Below are 18,427 nucleotides of genomic sequence, written 5' to 3' on the forward strand. Positions count from 1 at the left end.
ACAGACGGTTGCGGCGCTCTGACGCCAGGCACTGCCCGGAGCGGCTTTGGCACAGGCTGAATATCCAGCGGCGCAGCTTCAAAAGATTCAATTCCATATCAGCAGCTGCGCAGGCGTTGGGTTGTAGGCGTTGCACGGGTTGTTCAGTTGCGGGCAGTTGGAGATCAGCACGATCACGTCCATTTCCGCACGCAGTTCGACGTATTTTCCGGGGGCCGAGATGCCATCTTCGAAGGTCAGACCGCCGTCTGCGGTGACCGGCACGTTCATGAAGAAATTGATGTTCGGCCCGATGTCACCTTTGCTCAGGCGACCGTCATGGGCACAGGCGCGCAGGTAGTTGTCGCGGCAACTGTGCATGTGGCGTTTTTCCAGGGCGTAGCGCACGGTGTTGCTCTCCTGCGCGCAGGCGCCGCCGAGGGTGTCATGGCGTCCGCAAGTGTCTTCAACGATGGTCAGCATCGGTTTGCCGAGGTTGGAATACAGCACGCTGCCGGTGGTCAGGTACACGTTGTTCTGCCGGCGCAAGGTGCGCTGCACGTCATACCGTTCGCCGGGGTTGGCCAGGCTGTAGAACAGCGTATCGACCGCTTGATTGCCTTCCAGATCAAGGATGCGCAAGGTTTGCCCGGCTTTGACTTCCGTCAGCCAGGGCTCGCCTGCGGGAATGGTAGCGTTGTAGATCGCCGCTTCCGGGTGCTTGGAGAGTGTGGTCATGGCAGCGATCCTCAGGCGAACAGGCGATCAGTGTTGATAAACCCGCGCTCGTTTTCCGGGCGCGAGGTGCGGCAGTGCTCGGCGACGCTGGGGTCGGCGTTCATCCAGCTGAGCTTGAGCGGTTGGGGCGCGTACTGCGGATTAGGGTCCATCGGGTGCTGCAGGGCCGTCAGCACCACAAGGGTGTCCATCGGCGCATACAGCTCGATGTAGTCACCGGCTTTGGAGTTGTTCGCAACGAAGTGAAAGTGTCCGTCTTCGTCGACGCTGACGTTGCTGAACAGGTTCAGGGTCATCAGCAGGTCAGACAGGCCCAGGCCCCATTTGCCCAGTTCCACCAGCAGGTTATCGGTGCCGTTGCGAAAGAAGCCGTTGCGCAGTTCCTGATAGCGGCCTTGACCATACTTTTCCGCGACCTCTTCAGCGCACAACACACCACCGAAGCTGTCGCTCCAGCCGCAGGTATCCGCCGTGATCACTGCCAGCACGCGCCCCATGTCCGAGTACAGGCAGTGGCCGCTGGTGAGCTTGGCAGTGTGTTGGCATTTGAGGCTGTCCGGCAGGTTTAGCCGTTCAGTTTTTTCGTTAGCGTTAAGCAGGGTCAGGCTGACGTTGGCACCGCCTCGGAGGTCGGTCAGGCGCAGCAGTTGGCCGCGCTTGAGCACGAACGAGCGGTGGCCGCCGCCGGGCAACATCTCTTCGGCGAAAAGGGGGAACAGGGGTGTTGAGTCGGTCGTATGTTCTTTCATAAAGAAGGTCCTCTAAACCGTTTGCAGCGAGTCAATGGCGGCGCGTGCGGCGCGGCGATCGCTGTTCAAGGGAATGTCGTAAGTGATGCGGGCGCCGTAGGCACCGGGTGCGTGCGGGTCGTGGCGAACCTTGTCGAACACCAGCAGGCGCGTGCCGAGGTTGAAACCTTCGGACAGGTCGTGGGTGACCATGAACACAGTCAGTTGGGTCTCGCGCCACAGCTCCAGCAGCAGGACATGCATGTCCTTGCGGATGCCCGGATCGAGCGCGCCGAAGGGTTCATCCAGGAGCAATACGCGCGGTTGCATGATCAGTGCTTGAGCGATGGCCAGCCGTTGCTGCATGCCGCCCGACAATTGCGTTGGGTACTTGTCCAGCGCGTGGGCCAATCCCACTTTGCCCAGCAATGCAGCGGCCTGTTCCCGTGCCTCGCGCTTGGCGGTGCCAAACAGGCGCCCAAGCAGCGGCGCATGTGGCAATTCCAGACCCAGCGCGACGTTGTCCAGCACCGACAGATGCGGAAACACCGAGTAGCGCTGAAAGACCACGCCACGGCTGGCGTCCGGTTCGCCAGCAAGCGGCTTGCCGTCGAGATGGATCTGGCCGCGACTGGGCACTTCCTGACCGAGTAGCAAGCGCAAGAAGGTGGATTTACCGCAGCCCGAGGCGCCGACCAAGGTGCAGAACTCACCTTCGTTGACGCTCAGGTTCAGGCCTTCGAGCACCACTTGATCGTCGTACTGTTGCCAGACGTTTTTCACCGAAATAAAGCTCATGTGCGCGCGCCCTCATACCAGGGGAATGCACGCCGGGTCAGGGCCTTGAGCGCCCAATCCATCAGCCAGGCCAGCAGGGTGATCCAAACCACGTAGGGCAGGATCACGTCCATGGCCAAGTAACGTCGCACCAGAAAAATCCGATACCCCAAACCGTCAGTGGAGGCGATGGCTTCGGCCGCGATCAGGAACAACCAGGCCGAACCCAGCACCAGACGCAAGGCAATCAGCAGACGTGGCAGCAGTTGCGGCAGGATCACCCGCAGGATCAGGGTCCAGGTCGAGGCGCCGAGGGTTTGCGCCTTGATCAGCAGTTCAACCGGAATTTCCCGGGCGCGCTGCTCCAGATCCCGTGCCAGGATCGGTGTGATACCGATCACGATCAGCATGACTTTCGACAGCTCACCCAAGCCAAACACGATGAACAGAATCGGCAGAATCGCCAGCGGCGGGACCATCGACAGCACCGTCAGCAGTGGTGACAACGGCGCGCCGAACAGCGGCAGGATCCCCGACGCAATACCCAGGCACAGACCGAGCAGGGCGCTGATGCCAAGACCAATCGCCAGGCGTTGCAGGCTGGAGGCGGTGTCCTGCCACAGCAGATAACCGCCGCTGCGTTGGTCTTCGGTAAAGGCCATGCGCTTGACCGCATCGGTCATTTGCACCGCGCTGGGCAGCAGTTTGTCGTTGGGGTTTTCCGTGAGCCGGGTCGCCGAACCCATGAAATAGGCGAACAGCAACAGGGCGAACGGCAAGATCACCAAAATCAGACGGCTGGCGCGATCCGGGCGGCGGTTTATCAAGCGCATGGCAATAACCTTTAGACAGGGACGCGATTACAATTTGCCTTCGGCAGCCATCTGTACGTAGCTCGGGTCGAAGCGCAGCTTGAGGTTGGTCTTGTCGCCGCTGGTCACGCCATTGGCGAACGACATGCCGATCGCACTGGTGTCCTTGGCGCCTTCACCGAGCAGCCCATGTTGAAAGGAAAACTCGGCGACCTTGCGCATGGTCTGCGGCAGCTGTGCGCTGTTGGCGAAGTCGAGCGCTTCCTTGGGGGTGGCGAATAGCTTGGTGGTGTCCAGTTGCGACTGGAAGCCGGCCAGGTCGGTGCCCGAGGCTTTGGCCATGTGCTCCAGTGCGGCGGTGCTTGCGGCGGACTTGCTGTTCATCAGTGCGACCACTTCAAACCAGGCGCCGGTCAGGGCTTTGCCCAGTGCCGGGTTGTCTTTCAGGGTCTGGGTGTTGACCACCATCATGTCCATGATTTCGCCAGGGATCTTGCTCGAATCGAATACCTCGGTCACGCCAGGCTTGGCCTTGATGTCCGAAAGCATCGGGTTCCAGGTGGTCACCGCTTTGACGTCATCGGTGTTGAACGCCGCAGAAATGTCGGCGTCGGAGGTGTTGACGACCTTGAGGTCTTTCTCGGTAAGGTCAACGCTGTCCAGGGCACGGGCCAGCAAGTAGTGAGACACCGACAGCTCGACTAGATTGACCTTCATGCCTTTGAGGTCGGCGACTTTCTTGCCTTCACCCTTGATCACGATGCCGTCGTTGCCGTTGGAGAAATCGCTGACGATCAGCGCGGTGCTGTCGACGCCACCAGCGGCCGGGATGGTCAGCGCATCCATGTTGGTCATGGAGCAGCCATCGAATTGGCCAGCGGTGTATTGGTTGATCGATTCGACGTAGTCGTTGATCTGGGTGACATCGATGGTGATGCCGTATTTTTTCGCCCATTTGTCGACGATGCCTTGGGTGCCTGCGTATTCCCAGGGCATCCAGCCAGCATAGATGGTCCAGCAAACGTTGAAGTGCTCTTTCGGCGCTGCTTGCGCCGAAAGGCTCAATGCAGCGACGAGGCCAGCAGCGAGCATGGCGAACAGACGGGGCTTTTTGATGGAACTCTGCATATAAGAACCTCCAGTAGGAAAATCGAACGGTCAGGAGTCACGTGACACCACTGGTGTCCTGTCTCCCGGGCTTTTATCCCGCCGTGTAACCTCTACTGGAGGTCGCCAACTCTCGGACCAGCCACTCGCGTCAAGCGAGCCGGAACCCTAGTCAGCTATTGCAAATTGTGGTGCCGCGAACCTGTTTTGACTCCTGCACATCAAGTGTTAAGCGAGAGCCGTGCCAAGTCTCACCAAGCCTTGCGGCAGACGGGTTTCGCGCTTGTGTGGGGAATGGAAAGGGGCGGTGGCGCTTTATCATGGTGCGGCTGCGCACTGGTTCAGGGCGTTGCCGGGGCGGGATATAGTTTTCGGGGGCGGGCACTTGAGGGGTTTTTTGCGGTCTGATTTTTTGTCAGTCAGCGGTTTTGACCGATGCCGACCAGCGTCGCTGGTATGAGCTTTCCAGCGGTCCAGGAGGCCGCCATGTATCGACGACCTTTGCTTATAGTTGTGCTGGGTTTGACCCTCGCTGGTTGTTATGCAGGTCCCGGTTATTACGAACCCGATGTCTACACGGCACCCGTTTACGGTGGCGCTTACTACGGCATCTACGATCATTACTACCGACCCGGCTATTACGTGGGGTCACCCCGCTATTACGGGCCACGCCCGGGTCCTTATTACGCCCCTCGACCCGGTTACCGTCCTGGACCCGCCCCCTACGTCGGGCGGGGCTACTATCGCAGCGACGTCGGTGGTTCGCGCGGCCATTCCACCCCGCCATGGAATAATGGCCACAGTGGCGGCGGCCGAGGTAACAGTAATGGTTCTGGTGGCCGTGGTGGTTCGGGTGGCGGCCATGGTGGTCAAGGCGGAAACAGGTGAAGGGTCGCTCCAGTGGCGCTTCACCTGTTTCAAGGTTTTAGTAGTCCGAAAGGTCCGCCAGCGGATGCCGTCCTTCCCAGGCTTTATCGAAGTGGGCGTCGATCACGGCGTCCGGGATGTTGGCGACGTCTTGCCAGTGCCAATGGGGTTTTTGATCCTTATCGATCAATCGCGCCCGGACGCCTTCGCTGAACTCGGGATGACGACAGCAGTTGAGGCTTAGGGTGTATTCCATCTGGAATACCTGAGCCAGCGACAGGTGTCGGGCGCGGATGATCTGTTCCCACACCAGATGGGCCGTCAGCGGACAGCCTTCGGTCAGGTTCTTCGCCGCATGGCTGAGAAGCGTATCCTCGTGCGTGTGCAATTGACTGATGGCGCGCCAGGCGCACGGCAGCGTGGCAACGTCCAACAGCTCATCGATCTGCACCCGAAGCGGCAGCCATTGCGCGTCCGGTAGTTGGCCAATGGCCTCCTGCTGCAACGCCTTGAGCAGGCTGTTGAGTTGCACCGAGGTTTGTTCCTGCCAGTTCAATTGCCGCAGCCCTTCCACCAACTCTTCTTGCTGTTCATCCAGCAGAAAACGGTCGGCCAGGTCCAGGTCCAGCGCGTCACGCCCGTTGATGTGCGCGCCGGTCAATCCGAGGAACAGCCCCAGTTTGCCGGGCAGCCGGGAAAGAAACCAACTGGCGCCGACATCGGGGTACAACCCAATGCTGATTTCCGGCATTGCCAGGCGACTGGTCGGGGTGACGATGCGAATGCCGGCGCCCTGCAGCAAACCCATGCCACCACCAAGCACATAACCGTGGCCCCAGCAGATCAAGGGTTTGGGGTATGTGTGCAGACGATAATCGAGCCGGTATTCCGCCGCGAAAAAGTGCGCGGCCAGCGGCGGGACTTCGCCTGGATGGGCTCGGCAGGCTTCAACCAGCGCTCGTACGTCGCCGCCAGCGCAAAAAGATTTCGGGCCATTGCCACGCAGCAGAACACAGACGATTTGCGGGTCATTGGCCCACTCTTCAAGACGATCCATCAGCGCCTGGATCATCGGTAGAGACAACGCGTTCAGAGACTTTTCCGCATCCAGGCTGGCAATACCAATGCGTGCGCCGTCTTGGGCGAGGAGTTCTTCAAAGTGCAGATTCATCGTGACCTCTCGGGGGCGGGGCAACTCTATCCATTGAGTCTGTGATACCCCTCTGCGGGGGTAAGTTGCAAATGGTGATTGCAGGGAGGTGGGAAAGAGGGATGGGTGGCGGGGTGCAGTGACATTCGCCGATTGACATCGGTGGTCAGCTTTCCTAGTGTCCGCGCATTGATTTTTGCAGGTGTGCCATGACAAGCGACGACCGTATCAAACTCGAACCCGGCTGGAAGCACGCGTTGCACGAGGAATTCGAGCAGCCCTACATGAATGAACTGCGTGAGTTTTTGCGCCAGGAACACACTGCGGGCAAGGAAATCTATCCCCCGGGCCCCCTGATTTTCAATGCGCTGAATTCGACGCCACTGGATCAGGTCAAGGTGGTAATCCTCGGCCAGGACCCATATCACGGCCCGGGTCAGGCCCATGGTTTGTGCTTCTCGGTGCAGCCAGGCATACCGACGCCGCCGTCACTGGTCAATATCTATAAAGAACTCAAGCGCGACCTGAACATCGACATCGCCAATCACGGCTGCTTGCAGTCCTGGGCCGATCAGGGCGTGTTGCTGCTCAACACCACCATGACCGTCGAGCGCGCCAACGCCGCTTCACACGCGAAAAAAGGCTGGCAGACCTTCACCGATAGGGTGATCGAAGTGGTCAGCGAGCATCAGCCGCACCTGGTGTTTATGCTGTGGGGCGCGCATGCCCAAAGCAAACAGAAACTGATCGACGCCAGCAAACATCTGGTACTGACCTCGGTACACCCCTCGCCGCTGTCCGCTTACAAAGGCTTTCACGGCAACGGGCATTTCGGGCGGACCAACAAGTTCTTGCAACAGAATGGATTGACGCCGATTGACTGGAGATTGCCGCCGGTATGACCTGAATGAGATGGCGTGCCTCCTGCCATCTTCGCGAATGAATGAGCGCCCACAGAAAATAGCGAGTTCATTCGCGAACGGGCCAACCCAGCCTCTACTCAGCCCGCTTATCCCAATGCCGAAACAGCGGCTCGGCGAGAAACAGCACCAGCAGCCAGGGCCAGTCGACGGTTGCCGGGTTTAACGTCGGCGTGCCGTTGACCACCCTGTTTTTAAGGAGCGATCAAGCATCGGCCACGGCACGACGCTGCACGGAACGCTTACGCCAGATCCGCATGATCGGCATCGACAGCATGATGGCCGTCAGCACCCAGATCCCGAAGGTAATCGGGCTGGACCAAAGAATTTCCAAAGCACCATTGGAGATCGACAGGGCACGGCGCAGGTTCTGTTCCATCAAACCGCCGAGGATAAAGCCCAGCAGTACCGGCGACAGGGGGAAGTCCATCTTGCGCAGGATGTAACCGAAGATGCCGATGCCGACCATCAAGAACAAATCGAACGTGGTGGCATGCACGGCGTAGACGCCAATCGCAGTGATGATCGCGATCACCGGCACCAGCGCCCAGTTCGGCACAGCGAGGATGCGGGTGAAGATGCGGATCATCGGGATGTTGAGAATCACCAGCATGACGTTGGCGACGAACAACGAAGCGATCAGGCCCCAAACGATGTCGGGCTGCTGTTGAAACAGCAATGGGCCGGGCGTGATGTTGTACAGCGACAACGCGCCGATCATCACTGCCGTAGTGCCCGAGCCCGGAACGCCGAGGGTCAGCATCGGCACCAGCGCACCACATGCCGCACCGCCGATGGCGGTTTCCGGGGCCGCGAGGCCACGTATGTCACCTTGTCCGAATTTACCGGTCTTGCCCGCCAGACGTTTCTCGGTCATGTAGGCCACGGCGCTGGCCAGTGTCGCACCGGCACCCGGCAACACGCCCATGATGAAACCGAGCGCACCGCAACGCAGGTTCACCACGAACACCGAGCTGGCTTCTTTGAAGTTGAACATCATGCGGCCGGTGGCTTTGACCGCTTCTTGCCCGCGATGGGTTTTTTCCAGGAGCAATAGGATTTCGCTGATCGAGAACAGACCCAGGACCAGCACCACGAACTGAATCCCGTCAGTCATGTGTATGTTGTCGCCGGTGAAACGGTACACGCCGCTGTTGGCGTCGATGCCGACCGTGGACAGAAACAGCCCGATCAACGCTGCGATAAAGGTCTTCAGCGGACGATCACCGGCCATGCCGCCAAGGCAGACGATGGCGAACACCATCAGTACAAAATACTCCGCCGGTCCGAAGGCAATCGCCCACTTCGCCAGCAAGGGGGCGAACAGCACCATGCCGCAGGTGGCAATGAACGCACCGATAAACGAACTCCATGCCGACAGCGACAAGGCGACACCGGCCAGACCCTGGCGAGCCATCGGGTAACCGTCAAGGGTGGTCATCACCGTAGACGCTTCGCCCGGAATGTTCAGCAGGATCGAGCTGATCCGGCCGCCGTATTCGCAGCCCAGGTACACAGCGGCCAGGAGGATCAACGCCGACTCAGGGGGTAACCCGAGGGCGAAGGCGATAGGGATCAACAGCGCCACGCCATTGATCGGGCCGAGGCCGGGGAGCAAGCCGACAACGGTGCCGATCAGCGTGCCACACAGGGCGGTGATCAAGTTGTAGAGGGTCAGCGCAACGCCGAAGCCTTGGCTCAGGTAGCTAAAAGTGTCCACATCAATTCTCCAGAACGTCGAGCAGGCCCAGCGGCAACGGAACGTCCATGGCTTTATCGAACAACAGGTAAAGGCCAATGCTGATCAAGGTTACGACCACCACACTCAGCTTCCAGCGACCGCCATACAGGCGGGCCATGGGGATGCCGATCAGGATGCTGCTGAGGATGAAGCCCAAGGGTTCGAACAGACCGGCGAAAATAAGGAGCAACACCGTGCAAGCGGCGATTTTGATCAGGGTAGGTCGGTCCAGTGGCGGGTCTTCTTCGCCGTGGACGATGGCGGTCGGGCGAAACAGCATGTACAGCAAGCCCAGCATCATCAGGCTAAGCATCAGCAGGGGAAACGCCCGAGGCCCTACAGGTTCATAGGAAAATGCGGCCTGATAGGGCCAGGCCATCAGCGCAAGGCCGACGCACGCCAGCAGCAGGGCCGAGGCGAAAATTCGTTGTAAGAGCATGGGTAACTCCTGTGTCGCGCCGCCTCGAAAAGGACGACGCAACCACTGATATCAATTGAGTTCAATCACTGAATCAGGCCGAATTCTTTGGCCAGGATTTTGTAGTCGGCGACCTGCTTCTTCACGTACGCGTCCAGCTCCGGGCCGGTCATGGCAAAGGGGAACAGTTCGCGTTGGTCACGCAGCTTGGCGAAGTCATCGGAGGCCAGCAGTTTGTCGAAAGCCGCTTTCCACCAGGCGTAGTCTTCGTCGCTGACTTTTGGCCCGAGGTAGAAACCGCGTACCACCGGCCAGACGATGTCGTAGCCTTGCTCCTTGGCGGTCGGGATGTCTTTCATTTCCGGCTCGTCCAGGCGTTTTTCGGAGAACACGGCGAGCAGGCGCATGTCCCCGCCGAGGATGTGCGGCATCGAGTCGGAGATATCGGTGCTGCCCACTTGAATGTGGCCGCCGAGCAACGCAGTGGCGATTTCACCGCCGCCTTCGAGGGCGACATAACGCAGGTCACGCGGGTTGATGCCCGCCGCCTTGGCGATCAGTGCGGTCTGCATCCAGTCTTGGCTGCCGACGGTGCCTCCAGAGCCGATCACCACTTTGCTCGGGTCTTTTTTCAGTGCTTCGACCAGATCGTTGAGGTTCTTGTACGGCGAGTCGCTTTTCACTGCGATGGCGCCATAGCTGGTACCGACCGCCGCCAGCCAACGGACGGCATTCTCATCGAAGCGTCCGAACTTGCCTTGCGCCAGGTTCAACAGCGAGCCGCTGGACCATGCCACCAGCGTGCCTGCGTCGGCCGGGCGTTGGGCGACCACGGCGTTGTACGCCACGGCACCGACACCACCGGGCATGTAGGTCACGCGCATCGGTTTGCTCAGGAGCTTTTCGTTGACCAGCGCGCTCTGTGCCAACTTGCAGGTCAGGTCAAACCCGCCCCCCGGTGAGGCGGGCGCGATGCATTCCGGGCGCTTGGGTTCCGCGGCGAGCAACTGAGTAGCCATCAGCATGCAGCTGGCCGCCATGGCGAAACGACGCAAAAATAAAGTCATGGTTGTCTCCAGGGGAGTTATTGTTTTGGGCCCAGCGATTCCAGCGGTTACCAGATCGCGACCGTGTAACTGACCAGCAGGCGCACCTCATCGGCATCCCGGGCGAAGTTGGACCGGTACGTGGCGTTGCGCAGGCGCACGGCGACGTTTTTCAGCGGGCCGCTCTGTACCACGTATTTGATTTCGCTGTCGCGTTCCCACTCTTTGCCTTCGCCGTTGTGGCCGGTCACTTTGCCGTTGTCACCGCTGACGTAGCGGCTCATAAAGGTCAGGCCCGGGATGCCCAGTTTGGCGAGGTCATAGTCGTAACGCGCTTGCCAAGAGTGTTCGTTAGCCTCGGCGAAGTCGCCGATCTGCACGAAGTTGATGAGGAACGGATCACTGTCATTCACATACGGGAAGGCGCTGTCACCGGACATGTGTTGATAGCCCGCGCTGAATTTGTGACCGGTGAGGCTGTAGCTGACGATGCCATTGAGCGATTTGTTGTCGATGTTACCGCCGCGAGCCGCGCCCTGATCGTCGCTGATGGCCAGTCGCACATCTGCACCCAGTGTGCCGGGGCCCACAGGTTGCGCGGCCACAAGGCCGATGAAATGTTGGTTATAGACCTGATCAAGCTGCGCGAAGTGGTAGCTGGCGGTCATTTTCTCGGTGAGTTTGTAATCGAACCCGGCCATGTCGAAGTGATCACCCGTCGCGGTGCCGGTAAAGCGTTTGTTCTTGTTGTTCAGCGCGATGTCTTCGCTGCTGGTGTCGTCGCGGTCCTTTACCTTCTCAAGACGCCCCCCGGTAAAGGTCAGGTTCTTGAATTCCCGCGAGGTAAGCATGCCGCCTTCGAAGGACTGCGGCAGGATGCGTCCGTCGTTGGGTTTCAATGTTTGCAACTCGGGGATCAGCGTGCCGACTTTCAGTTCGGTGTCCGAGATTTTTATTTTGCCCGTCAGGCCCCATTTGGAATATTCGTCGGCAGCGCGGCCGTTGTCGTGGGTTGGCAGTAGGCCGGTGCCAGTGCGGTCAGGGCTTGAGTCGAGCTTGACCCCGAGCATGCCAATGGCGTCCAGACCAAAACCGACGGTGCCTGCGGTGTAGCCTGACTGGACATTCAGGATGAAGCCTTGGGCCCACTCGTCGCGCTTGGATTGTTGGGCACTGCTGCCATCGCGGAAGTCGCGGTTGAAGTACATGTTGCGGGTGTCTAGGCTGGCGCTGCTGTCTTCGATGAAATCGGCATAGCTGAGCGGGCTGAAACCGGCAAGGGCGGCGGCGCTGGCAAAGGCGGTGGGGCTGAGGCGAAGGGAACGAGCAGGCGAGGCGGCCTGAGGCTGCAAGGACAGCGTCATGAAATACTCCGTTGTTGTTATTATTTTTTAGTAAAAAGCTGTGAAAACGCATCGTGGCGCTTTCCAGTTTCGCGGTATGCGTAACCAACCGTACGGGGATGCTAGAGGGTGAAACTTTCACTAACCTTTCAACCGCCTTCTAGCTTCGGTTGATTTTTTCTGTGCTTCACAGCCAGCGGTGCGGCTGTAAACTCCTCGCCCTAATAAGCCTAAGAATCTGGAGAAGTCGATGCGTGTTCTTCTCGTCGAAGACCATCTGCAACTGGCCGAAAGTGTTGCCCAAGCCCTAAAAAGCGTGGGTTTGACCGTGGACGTTCTGCACGATGGGGTGGCCGCCGATTTGGCTTTGAGCACTGAGGAATATGCGGTCGCGATTCTGGATGTGGGCTTGCCGCGCATGGATGGCTTTGAAGTATTGGGTCGCTTGCGTGCCCGGGGCAAAAATCTGCCAGTACTGATGCTGACCGCCCGCAGCGATGTCAAAGACCGCGTCCATGGCCTCAATCTTGGCGCCGATGACTATTTGGCCAAACCCTTCGAACTTACCGAGCTGGAAGCGCGGGTCAAGGCGTTGCTCCGCCGTAGTGTGCTCGGCGGCGAACGCCAGCAGCGTTGCGGGGTGCTGGTCTATGACCTCGACACCCGGCGTTTTACCTTAGGCGAGGAGCTGTTGGTCGTCACGTCTCGTGAGCAGGCGGTGCTTGAAGCGCTGATCGCTCGACCTGGCCGGGTGATGAGTAAAGAGCAGTTGGCGGCGCACGTGTTTGGCCTCGATGAAGGCGCCAGCCCCGATGCCATAGAAATCTATGTGCACCGCCTGCGCAAAAAGCTCGATGGCCAGCCCATCGCCATCGTGACGTTCCGTGGTCTCGGCTATTTGCTGGAAAGCCGCGATGCTTAAAGCCGCACGCTCTCGGCGTACCAGCCTGCGTTGGCGGTTGTTGTGGAACCTGGGCTTGCTGTTGACGGTGTTGATGCTGGCCAGCGGTTTGAGCGCTTACTGGAATGGTCGCGAAGCAGCCGACACGGCCTATGACCGAACCTTGCTGGCGTCGGCGCGAACCATTGCCGCCGGGCTTTCGCAACGCGACGGGAGTCTGAGCGCCGATGTGCCTTATGTCGCTCTGGATACCTTTGCTTACGACAGTGCCGGGCGGATCTATTACCAGGTCAACGACATCAACAAAAAGTTGATCTCCGGCTATGAAAATCTGCCATCGCCGCCGCCGGGTACCCTGCGTACGGATGATTATCCGGCACTGGCGAGCTTTTATAATGGGCGTTATCAGGGCCAGGATGTGCGGGTGGTTAGCCTGCTCAAGCCTGTCAGCGAGCCTGACATGAACGGTATGGCGGAAATCCGCGTGGCCGAAACTGAGGAGGCTCGGGTGCGCATGGCTCGCAGCCTGATGGCTGATACGTTATTGCGCCTGGGCATGCTCGGCTTGGGCGCGTTGGTGTTGGTATGGTTCACCGTCAGCGCCGCGTTGCGCCCGCTGGAGCGTTTGCGTACGGCGGTCGAGGAGCGTCAGCCCGACGATCTAAGGGCGTTACCACTGGTGGAAGTCCAGCATGAGCTGCGCCCGCTGGTGAGTGCGCTCAATCACTTCACCGAACGCCTGCGCGTGCAGTTTGAGCGTCAGGAGCAATTCATCGCGGATGCCGCCCACGAGTTGCGCACGCCGTTGGCCGCGCTCAAGGCGCGCATCGAACTGGGGTTGCGTGATACCGATCCGGCAAACTGGCGTACCACCCTGGCATCAGCGGCGCAGGGCACTGATCGTCTGACGCATCTGGCCAATCAATTACTGTCTTTGGCTCGTATCGAAAACGGTGCGCGGGCGATTGCTGAAGGGGGTGCCCAGTTGCTCGACTTGAGCCAACTGGCTCGCGAGTTGGGCATGGCCATGGCGCCGCTGGCCCACGCGCGCGGCGTTGCGTTGGCGCTGGAGGCTGAAGAGCCGGTGTGGCTGCGCGGTGAACCGACGTTGCTTAACGAATTGCTGAGCAATCTGGTGGATAACGCCCTGGCGCACACACCGTCAGGTGGCAACGTGATTTTGCGGGTCAGCGCGCCATGCACCCTGGAAGTCGAAGATGACGGTCCCGGCATCCCTGAAACGGAGCGTGAGCGGGTGTTCGAACGCTTCTATCAGCGTCATCAGCAGGGGGCGGGGTCAGGCTTGGGGTTGGCGATTGTCGGCGAGATCTGTCGGGCGCATCTGGCGCAGATCAGCTTGCATGACGGTGCGGAGGGTGGTTTGACGGTGCGGGTGAGTTTTGTCCCGGTTCAAAACAGCGTTCAATAGAGCATGTTCATCGCTTCATCCATTTCGCAAACAAGGCGGCCATCGCCAAGGTCCAGACCCAGCTGGGCGAAGGCAGGCAAGCTGCTCAGTTCGATTTCGGCATAAGGATGGTTCGTGCCGTGGTAGCTGTGCACCGTTGCGATCTGCACCAGGTCGACGTAATCGGCGCGGACCGATTGGCGGGTGAAGTCCTGGAACTGCCCCGGCACCTTGGCCAGCGATTCAGGAAACTCCCAGTTGGTGAGCAGTTTTTCGCCGATAATTGGGTGAATATGCTCGATCACATGGTTGAGGCTGACGGCGTCTGAGAGCAGTTCGTAATGGTCTTCTGCGTACGTCAGGATCGGCAATATGCCAATCAGGTGCACCATGCCCGCCAAGGTCGCTTGATCGGGTTTGAGCTGCGAATGCTTGCGGCACAGCGAGTAACTGATACCCGCCACTTGCAGGCTTTGTTTCCAGACATCGCGCATCTTGCGTTCGACTACTTCGGACTTGGCCTGGAACATCTGCTCCACCACCAGTCCGATGGCCAGGTTGCAGCTGTAATTGATCCCTAGGCGGGTGATGGCGGTGTGCAGGTCGCTGACCTCGACGCTGGCGCGCATCTGTGGGCTGTTCACCACTTTGATCAGGCGTGCTGAAAGCGCGGTGTCGCCGCGTATTACCTTGCTCAAATCGCTGGCACTGATGTCTGGATTTTCGGCGGCGAGACGAATTTTCAGTGCGACTTCCGGCAGGGTTGGCAGAAACAGAGCATCGTTATTGATCGCCTTGATCAAGTCCGCTTGCACTTTGTCAGCCATGTCGCTCATGTCGAATCTCGTGATAGTGCGTGACCTGCACCTTAAGCGCTCGATGAGCGCTCGGAGCAATTTTCCAGGTTTTTGGTTTGAGCGGGGGAGGGGGCGCGCTTAACGCTGGGTTTCGAGTTTGGCGTCCAGTGTGTAAGGCAGGTCGGTCAATTGCAGCGCCGGGCCATCGAGGGTGCCGAGTCGGATATTACCGTCCTCCACGGCTTCGGCCTGCAACACCGCTAATAGTTCGATGCCGTTTGTCGCCTGCGCGGCAATAACCACTTCGCCCACGGCGCTCGCGTGAACCGGCGAGAACAGCGGAGTGCCAGGTTCAGGGATTTCAGCGCTGGCCAGGGTCAAGCGATACAGCCGACGCTTGAGTTTGCCCAGGTACTGCATGCGCGCAACGATTTCCTGGCCGGTGTAGCAGCCTTTTTTGAAACTCACGCCACCCACTGCTTGCAGATTGATCATCTGCGGAATGAAGGTTTCGCGAGTGCCGCCTAGCACTTGACCGATGCCGGCGCGAATCTGCCCCAGCAACCAGTCATTCAATGAGCCCTGAGCCAGTTGCGCCGCAAGATGCACCTGTACGTTTGCGGCCTGGTCGGTAGGGACCCACAGCTCGGCGCGGGCAGGGGAAACGCGAATGGCGATCAGACCATTGGCCCGCACCACGGTGTCAGACGCCTGCGGCAAGTCCAGTCCCAGCGTGATCAGTGCCGCGTCGCCATCGCTGAGGCCAAAGCGGACCCAGGCTGGGCTTTCGTCGGTGAGTTTTGATTTGGAGAACACCGCGTACTTCTTCAAATCCGCCAACTGCGGCTCAATCAGTTCAGACGCCATCGCCAGCAGGCAGCCATCGCCTTCAAGCAGTATGCGGAAACTCGATTGCATGCGGCCTTTTTGCGTGCAGCGCGCACCGAGGGTTGCGGTGGTGTCGTTGAGGTAATTGAGGTTGCAGCTTAATTGGCCCTGTAGGAACTTGCTGGCGTCAGGGCCGCGGACGGCGAGAATGCCCTCGTGGGACAGCGTGCAGAAAAAAGCTGAGTCGGCCATTGGTCATCGCAGGGTAAAAAGTCTGGGCACTATGATAGTGCTGTGTTTGCAGATAGGTACAGGGTTGATCAGGTGTCCTTTGAAAACTGCTGCGACCAAAGCGCAGTGCGCCTTCTGGAGCGGCGCCTGTATACTTGCCGCCTATTTGAGGAGCGCCCCATGGTCGATGACGTTGAACTCAACCGGCTTTACTGGCATAGCCGTCGCGGCATGCTTGAGCTGGACGTGTTGTTGGTCCCTTTTGTAAGGGAGGTTTACGCCACCCTGAATGCCGAAGATCGTGATCTTTATCGCAAATTGCTGACGTGTGAAGATCAGGACATGTTCGGCTGGTTCATGCAGCGTGCCGAATCTGAAGACCCGGAGCTGCAGCGCATGGTTCGCATGATTCTGGATCGTGTCCAGCCGAAGTGATTGTTTCGAATGCCGTTGGCAGGCCTCTCGGCTTCTGCTGACGGCTTACCTGATTGCTCAGGCGTTGGCGCTGGTTTCGTTATATTTCCTTGAAGGTCCCGGCTGGGCATGCGCGCTCGGCGTTTTGCTGTGCCTGATTCATGGAGGCTGGGCGTTGCCGCGTTTCATTTTGCTGAGCAGTCCATCGGCGTTTACCGGTTTGCGCCGTGATGCCGACGGTTGGCAGCTATGGAGTGCTCGTTCTGGCTGGAAGGCGGTGCAACTGCGACGAGACAGCCTGGCGCTGCCATTGGTCGTGGTACTGCGTTTTCGTCTGGTGGGGGAGCGGGGCGTCGCGGGGCGACGAGTGCGCGGTTTGTGCATCCCCCGCGACGCGCTGGCGCCGGAGGTACACCGGCGTTTGCGCGTGCGGTTGAAGTTTAGTCGACGTAGGTGGGCGGCACCAGAATAGTGTCCAGGGCCTCGGGCAACATGTCTGGGTAGTCCAGCGTGTAGTGCAACCCTCGGCTTTCCTTGCGTTCCATGGCCGAGCAAATCATCAATTCTGCCACTTGAGCCAGATTGCGCAGCTCGATCAGGTCACGGCTGACTTTATAGTTGCTGTAGAACTCGTCGATCTCGTCCAGCAGCAATCGCACCCGATGCTGGGCGCGCTGCAAGCGCTTGTTAGTGCGCACGATGCCCACGTAGTCCCACATGAAACGCCGCAATTCATCCCAGTTGTGAGCGATGATCACGTCTTCGTCTGAGTCGGTGACCTGGCTGGCATCCCAGGTAGGCAGCCCCTCAGGGAGTGGCACATTCGGCAATTGTTCGACGATGTCGGCCGCAGCTGAGCGGGCGTAGACGAAGCACTCCAGCAGCGAATTGCTGGCCATACGGTTGGCCCCGTGCAGGCCGGTGAAGCTGGTTTCTCCGATGGCGTAAAGGCCCGGCACATCGGTGCGGCCCTGTTCGTCGACCATTACCCCGCCGCAGGTATAGTGCGCGGCTGGCACCACCGGGATTGGCTGTTTGGTGATGTCGATGGAAAATTCAAGGCAACGCTCATAGACCGTCGGGAAGTGGGTCTTGATGAATTCTGCCGGTTTGTGGCTGATGTCCAGGTACACACAGTCAATGCCCAGGCGCTTCATTTCATGGTCGATGGCGCGGGCTACGATATCGCGCGGCGCCAACTCGGCCCGGGGATCGAAGCGCTGCATGAAACGCTCACCGTTCGGCAGTTTCAACCAGGCGCCTTCGCCGCGCAGTGCTTCGGTCACCAGAAAGCTTTTGGCTTGGGGGTGATACAGGCACGTGGGGTGGAACTGGTTGAACTCCAGATTCGCCACCCGGCAACCGGAACGCCAGGCCATGGCGATGCCATCACCGCAGGCGCCATCGGGGTTGCTGGTGTACAGGTAAACCTTTGCCGCGCCGCCAGACGCCAGGATGGTGAAGCGCGCACCGTAGGTGTCGACTTCGCCACTGGCGCGATTGAGCACGTAGGCGCCCAGGCAGCGTTGACCGTGCAGGCCCAAACGACGTTCGGTGATCAGATCGACCGCCACGCGCTGTTCCAGCAGTTCGATGTTAGGCCGTAGCCGGGCTTGCGCGAGCAGGGTTTTGAAGATTGCAGCGCCTGTGGCATCGGCGGCGTGGATGATGCGCCGATGGCTGTGCCCGCCTTCACGGGTCAGGTGGAATTCAAAACCGCCATCTTCCGTGGCTGATTGGTCATCGCGAGTAAACGGCACACCTTGATCGATCAGCCACTGAATGGCCTCGCGGCTGTGCTCGACGGTGAAGCGCACGGCGTCTTCATGGCACAGGCCGCCGCCAGCATCAAGGGTGTCTTCGACGTGGGATTGTACGGTGTCTGAGTTGTCCAGCACGGCAGCAACGCCGCCCTGGGCCCAGAATGTCGAACCGTTGGCCAGATCGCCCTTGCTCAAAACGGCAACGCGTAAATGGCTTGGCAAGGTGAGTGCAAGGCTCAACCCTGCGGCACCGCTGCCAATCACCAGGACGTCGTGTTGAAAATGTTGGCTCATGTCTGAATTCCGAGCTTAGCGGCCACTAGTATATAGAGGGGTGGGTCGGCACAATAGCAGCGCTTTTATGGCATTGTGAAACCACGGCGGGCTCGGATTGTGCTCCAGTCGGAACGATCATGCATACCGTTTTCCCTACGGAAGGTCGGTGTTGCGATGGTTTCC

General features: G+C 59.5%; 19 protein-coding genes and 1 riboswitch. Of the genes, 6 read left to right on the top strand and 13 right to left on the bottom strand.

What is annotated here, in order from left to right:
* Nucleotides 1-87 precede the first annotated feature (87 nt).
* The 5 genes from AC1ME2_RS18890 to AC1ME2_RS18910 are packed head-to-tail and all read right to left on the bottom strand — an operon-like array spanning nucleotide 88 to nucleotide 4,162.
* Nucleotides 88-717: an urea amidolyase associated protein UAAP2 gene (locus AC1ME2_RS18890; protein ID WP_480435861.1), complete on the bottom strand. Its 630-nt coding sequence runs from the start codon at nucleotides 715-717 to the stop codon at nucleotides 88-90.
* 11 nt (nucleotides 718-728) lie between these two features.
* Entirely contained in the window at nucleotides 729-1,466 is a 738-nt protein-coding gene (locus tag AC1ME2_RS18895; protein WP_480435862.1) for an urea amidolyase associated protein UAAP1, read from the bottom strand.
* Between the two features lie 12 nt (nucleotides 1,467-1,478).
* Nucleotides 1,479-2,243 (bottom strand): ABC transporter ATP-binding protein, encoded by a 765-nt coding sequence (locus AC1ME2_RS18900; RefSeq protein ID WP_480435863.1) that lies wholly within the window; start codon nucleotides 2,241-2,243, stop codon nucleotides 1,479-1,481.
* On the bottom strand, nucleotides 2,240-3,055 hold the full coding sequence (locus AC1ME2_RS18905; RefSeq protein WP_480435864.1) for an ABC transporter permease: 816 nt from the start codon (nucleotides 3,053-3,055) through the stop codon (nucleotides 2,240-2,242). The genes AC1ME2_RS18900 and AC1ME2_RS18905 overlap by 4 nt, the downstream gene beginning before the upstream one ends.
* A gap of 27 nt (nucleotides 3,056-3,082) precedes the next feature.
* Entirely contained in the window at nucleotides 3,083-4,162 is a 1,080-nt protein-coding gene (locus tag AC1ME2_RS18910) for a putative urea ABC transporter substrate-binding protein (RefSeq protein WP_480435865.1), read from the bottom strand.
* A 60-nt stretch (nucleotides 4,163-4,222) separates the two neighbouring features.
* A riboswitch (guanidine-I (ykkC/yxkD leader) is annotated at nucleotides 4,223-4,324 on the bottom strand.
* 303 nt (nucleotides 4,325-4,627) lie between these two features.
* Here AC1ME2_RS18910 and AC1ME2_RS18915 point away from each other — a divergent pair.
* Complete coding sequence (locus tag AC1ME2_RS18915; RefSeq protein ID WP_480435866.1) at nucleotides 4,628-5,029, top strand: hypothetical protein; 402 nt, start codon at nucleotides 4,628-4,630, stop codon at nucleotides 5,027-5,029.
* Nucleotides 5,030-5,066: 37 nt separating this feature from the next.
* Here the strand turns inward: AC1ME2_RS18915 and AC1ME2_RS18920 are convergent, their stop codons facing one another.
* Nucleotides 5,067-6,179, bottom strand: coding sequence for an enoyl-CoA hydratase/isomerase family protein (locus AC1ME2_RS18920; protein ID WP_480435867.1), 1,113 nt, complete (start codon nucleotides 6,177-6,179; stop codon nucleotides 5,067-5,069).
* 188 nt (nucleotides 6,180-6,367) lie between these two features.
* Here AC1ME2_RS18920 and ung point away from each other — a divergent pair, with 188 nt between their 5' ends.
* A complete protein-coding gene (gene ung / locus AC1ME2_RS18925) occupies nucleotides 6,368-7,060 on the top strand; it encodes a uracil-DNA glycosylase (protein WP_480435868.1) in 693 nt (230 codons plus the stop codon).
* A 223-nt stretch (nucleotides 7,061-7,283) separates the two neighbouring features.
* Here ung and AC1ME2_RS18930 read toward each other — a convergent pair whose 3' ends face one another.
* The 4 genes from AC1ME2_RS18930 to AC1ME2_RS18945 form a co-directional block, all read right to left on the bottom strand.
* On the bottom strand, nucleotides 7,284-8,798 hold the full coding sequence (locus AC1ME2_RS18930) for a tripartite tricarboxylate transporter permease (RefSeq protein ID WP_480435870.1): 1,515 nt from the start codon (nucleotides 8,796-8,798) through the stop codon (nucleotides 7,284-7,286).
* A gap of 1 nt (nucleotide 8,799) precedes the next feature.
* Entirely contained in the window at nucleotides 8,800-9,258 is a 459-nt protein-coding gene (locus tag AC1ME2_RS18935; RefSeq protein ID WP_480435871.1) for a tripartite tricarboxylate transporter TctB family protein, read from the bottom strand.
* 65 nt (nucleotides 9,259-9,323) lie between these two features.
* Complete coding sequence (locus AC1ME2_RS18940; protein WP_480435872.1) at nucleotides 9,324-10,304, bottom strand: Bug family tripartite tricarboxylate transporter substrate binding protein; 981 nt, start codon at nucleotides 10,302-10,304, stop codon at nucleotides 9,324-9,326.
* A gap of 47 nt (nucleotides 10,305-10,351) precedes the next feature.
* Nucleotides 10,352-11,647, bottom strand: a complete 1,296-nt coding sequence (locus AC1ME2_RS18945; protein ID WP_480435873.1) for an OprD family porin — start codon at nucleotides 11,645-11,647, stop codon at nucleotides 10,352-10,354.
* Between the two features lie 229 nt (nucleotides 11,648-11,876).
* On the opposite strand from AC1ME2_RS18945, the gene AC1ME2_RS18950 reads away from it, so the two are divergent.
* On the top strand, nucleotides 11,877-12,548 hold the full coding sequence (locus AC1ME2_RS18950) for a response regulator (protein WP_480435875.1): 672 nt from the start codon (nucleotides 11,877-11,879) through the stop codon (nucleotides 12,546-12,548).
* Nucleotides 12,541-13,956, top strand: a complete 1,416-nt coding sequence (locus AC1ME2_RS18955) for a sensor histidine kinase (protein WP_480435876.1) — start codon at nucleotides 12,541-12,543, stop codon at nucleotides 13,954-13,956. Before AC1ME2_RS18950 ends, AC1ME2_RS18955 begins: the two co-directional genes overlap by 8 nt.
* Here the strand turns inward: AC1ME2_RS18955 and AC1ME2_RS18960 are convergent.
* Entirely contained in the window at nucleotides 13,950-14,771 is an 822-nt protein-coding gene (locus tag AC1ME2_RS18960; RefSeq protein WP_480435877.1) for an HDOD domain-containing protein, read from the bottom strand. The two genes, AC1ME2_RS18955 and AC1ME2_RS18960, sit on opposite strands and share 7 nt — an antisense overlap.
* A 99-nt stretch (nucleotides 14,772-14,870) precedes the next feature.
* On the bottom strand, nucleotides 14,871-15,812 hold the full coding sequence (gene ygfZ / locus AC1ME2_RS18965; protein ID WP_480435879.1) for a CAF17-like 4Fe-4S cluster assembly/insertion protein YgfZ: 942 nt from the start codon (nucleotides 15,810-15,812) through the stop codon (nucleotides 14,871-14,873).
* A 159-nt stretch (nucleotides 15,813-15,971) separates the two neighbouring features.
* Here ygfZ and AC1ME2_RS18970 point away from each other — a divergent pair, with 159 nt between their 5' ends.
* Nucleotides 15,972-16,226 (top strand): FAD assembly factor SdhE, encoded by a 255-nt coding sequence (locus AC1ME2_RS18970; RefSeq protein ID WP_480435880.1) that lies wholly within the window; start codon nucleotides 15,972-15,974, stop codon nucleotides 16,224-16,226.
* Entirely contained in the window at nucleotides 16,210-16,677 is a 468-nt protein-coding gene (locus AC1ME2_RS18975) for a protein YgfX (protein WP_480435881.1), read from the top strand. Before AC1ME2_RS18970 ends, AC1ME2_RS18975 begins: the two co-directional genes overlap by 17 nt.
* Here the strand turns inward: AC1ME2_RS18975 and nadB are convergent.
* Nucleotides 16,646-18,262, bottom strand: a complete 1,617-nt coding sequence (gene nadB, locus AC1ME2_RS18980) for an L-aspartate oxidase (RefSeq protein ID WP_480435882.1) — start codon at nucleotides 18,260-18,262, stop codon at nucleotides 16,646-16,648. The two genes, AC1ME2_RS18975 and nadB, sit on opposite strands and share 32 nt — an antisense overlap.
* Nucleotides 18,263-18,427: the final 165 nt, after the last annotated feature.

Source organism: Pseudomonas sp. ASL9, assembly GCF_056680335.1.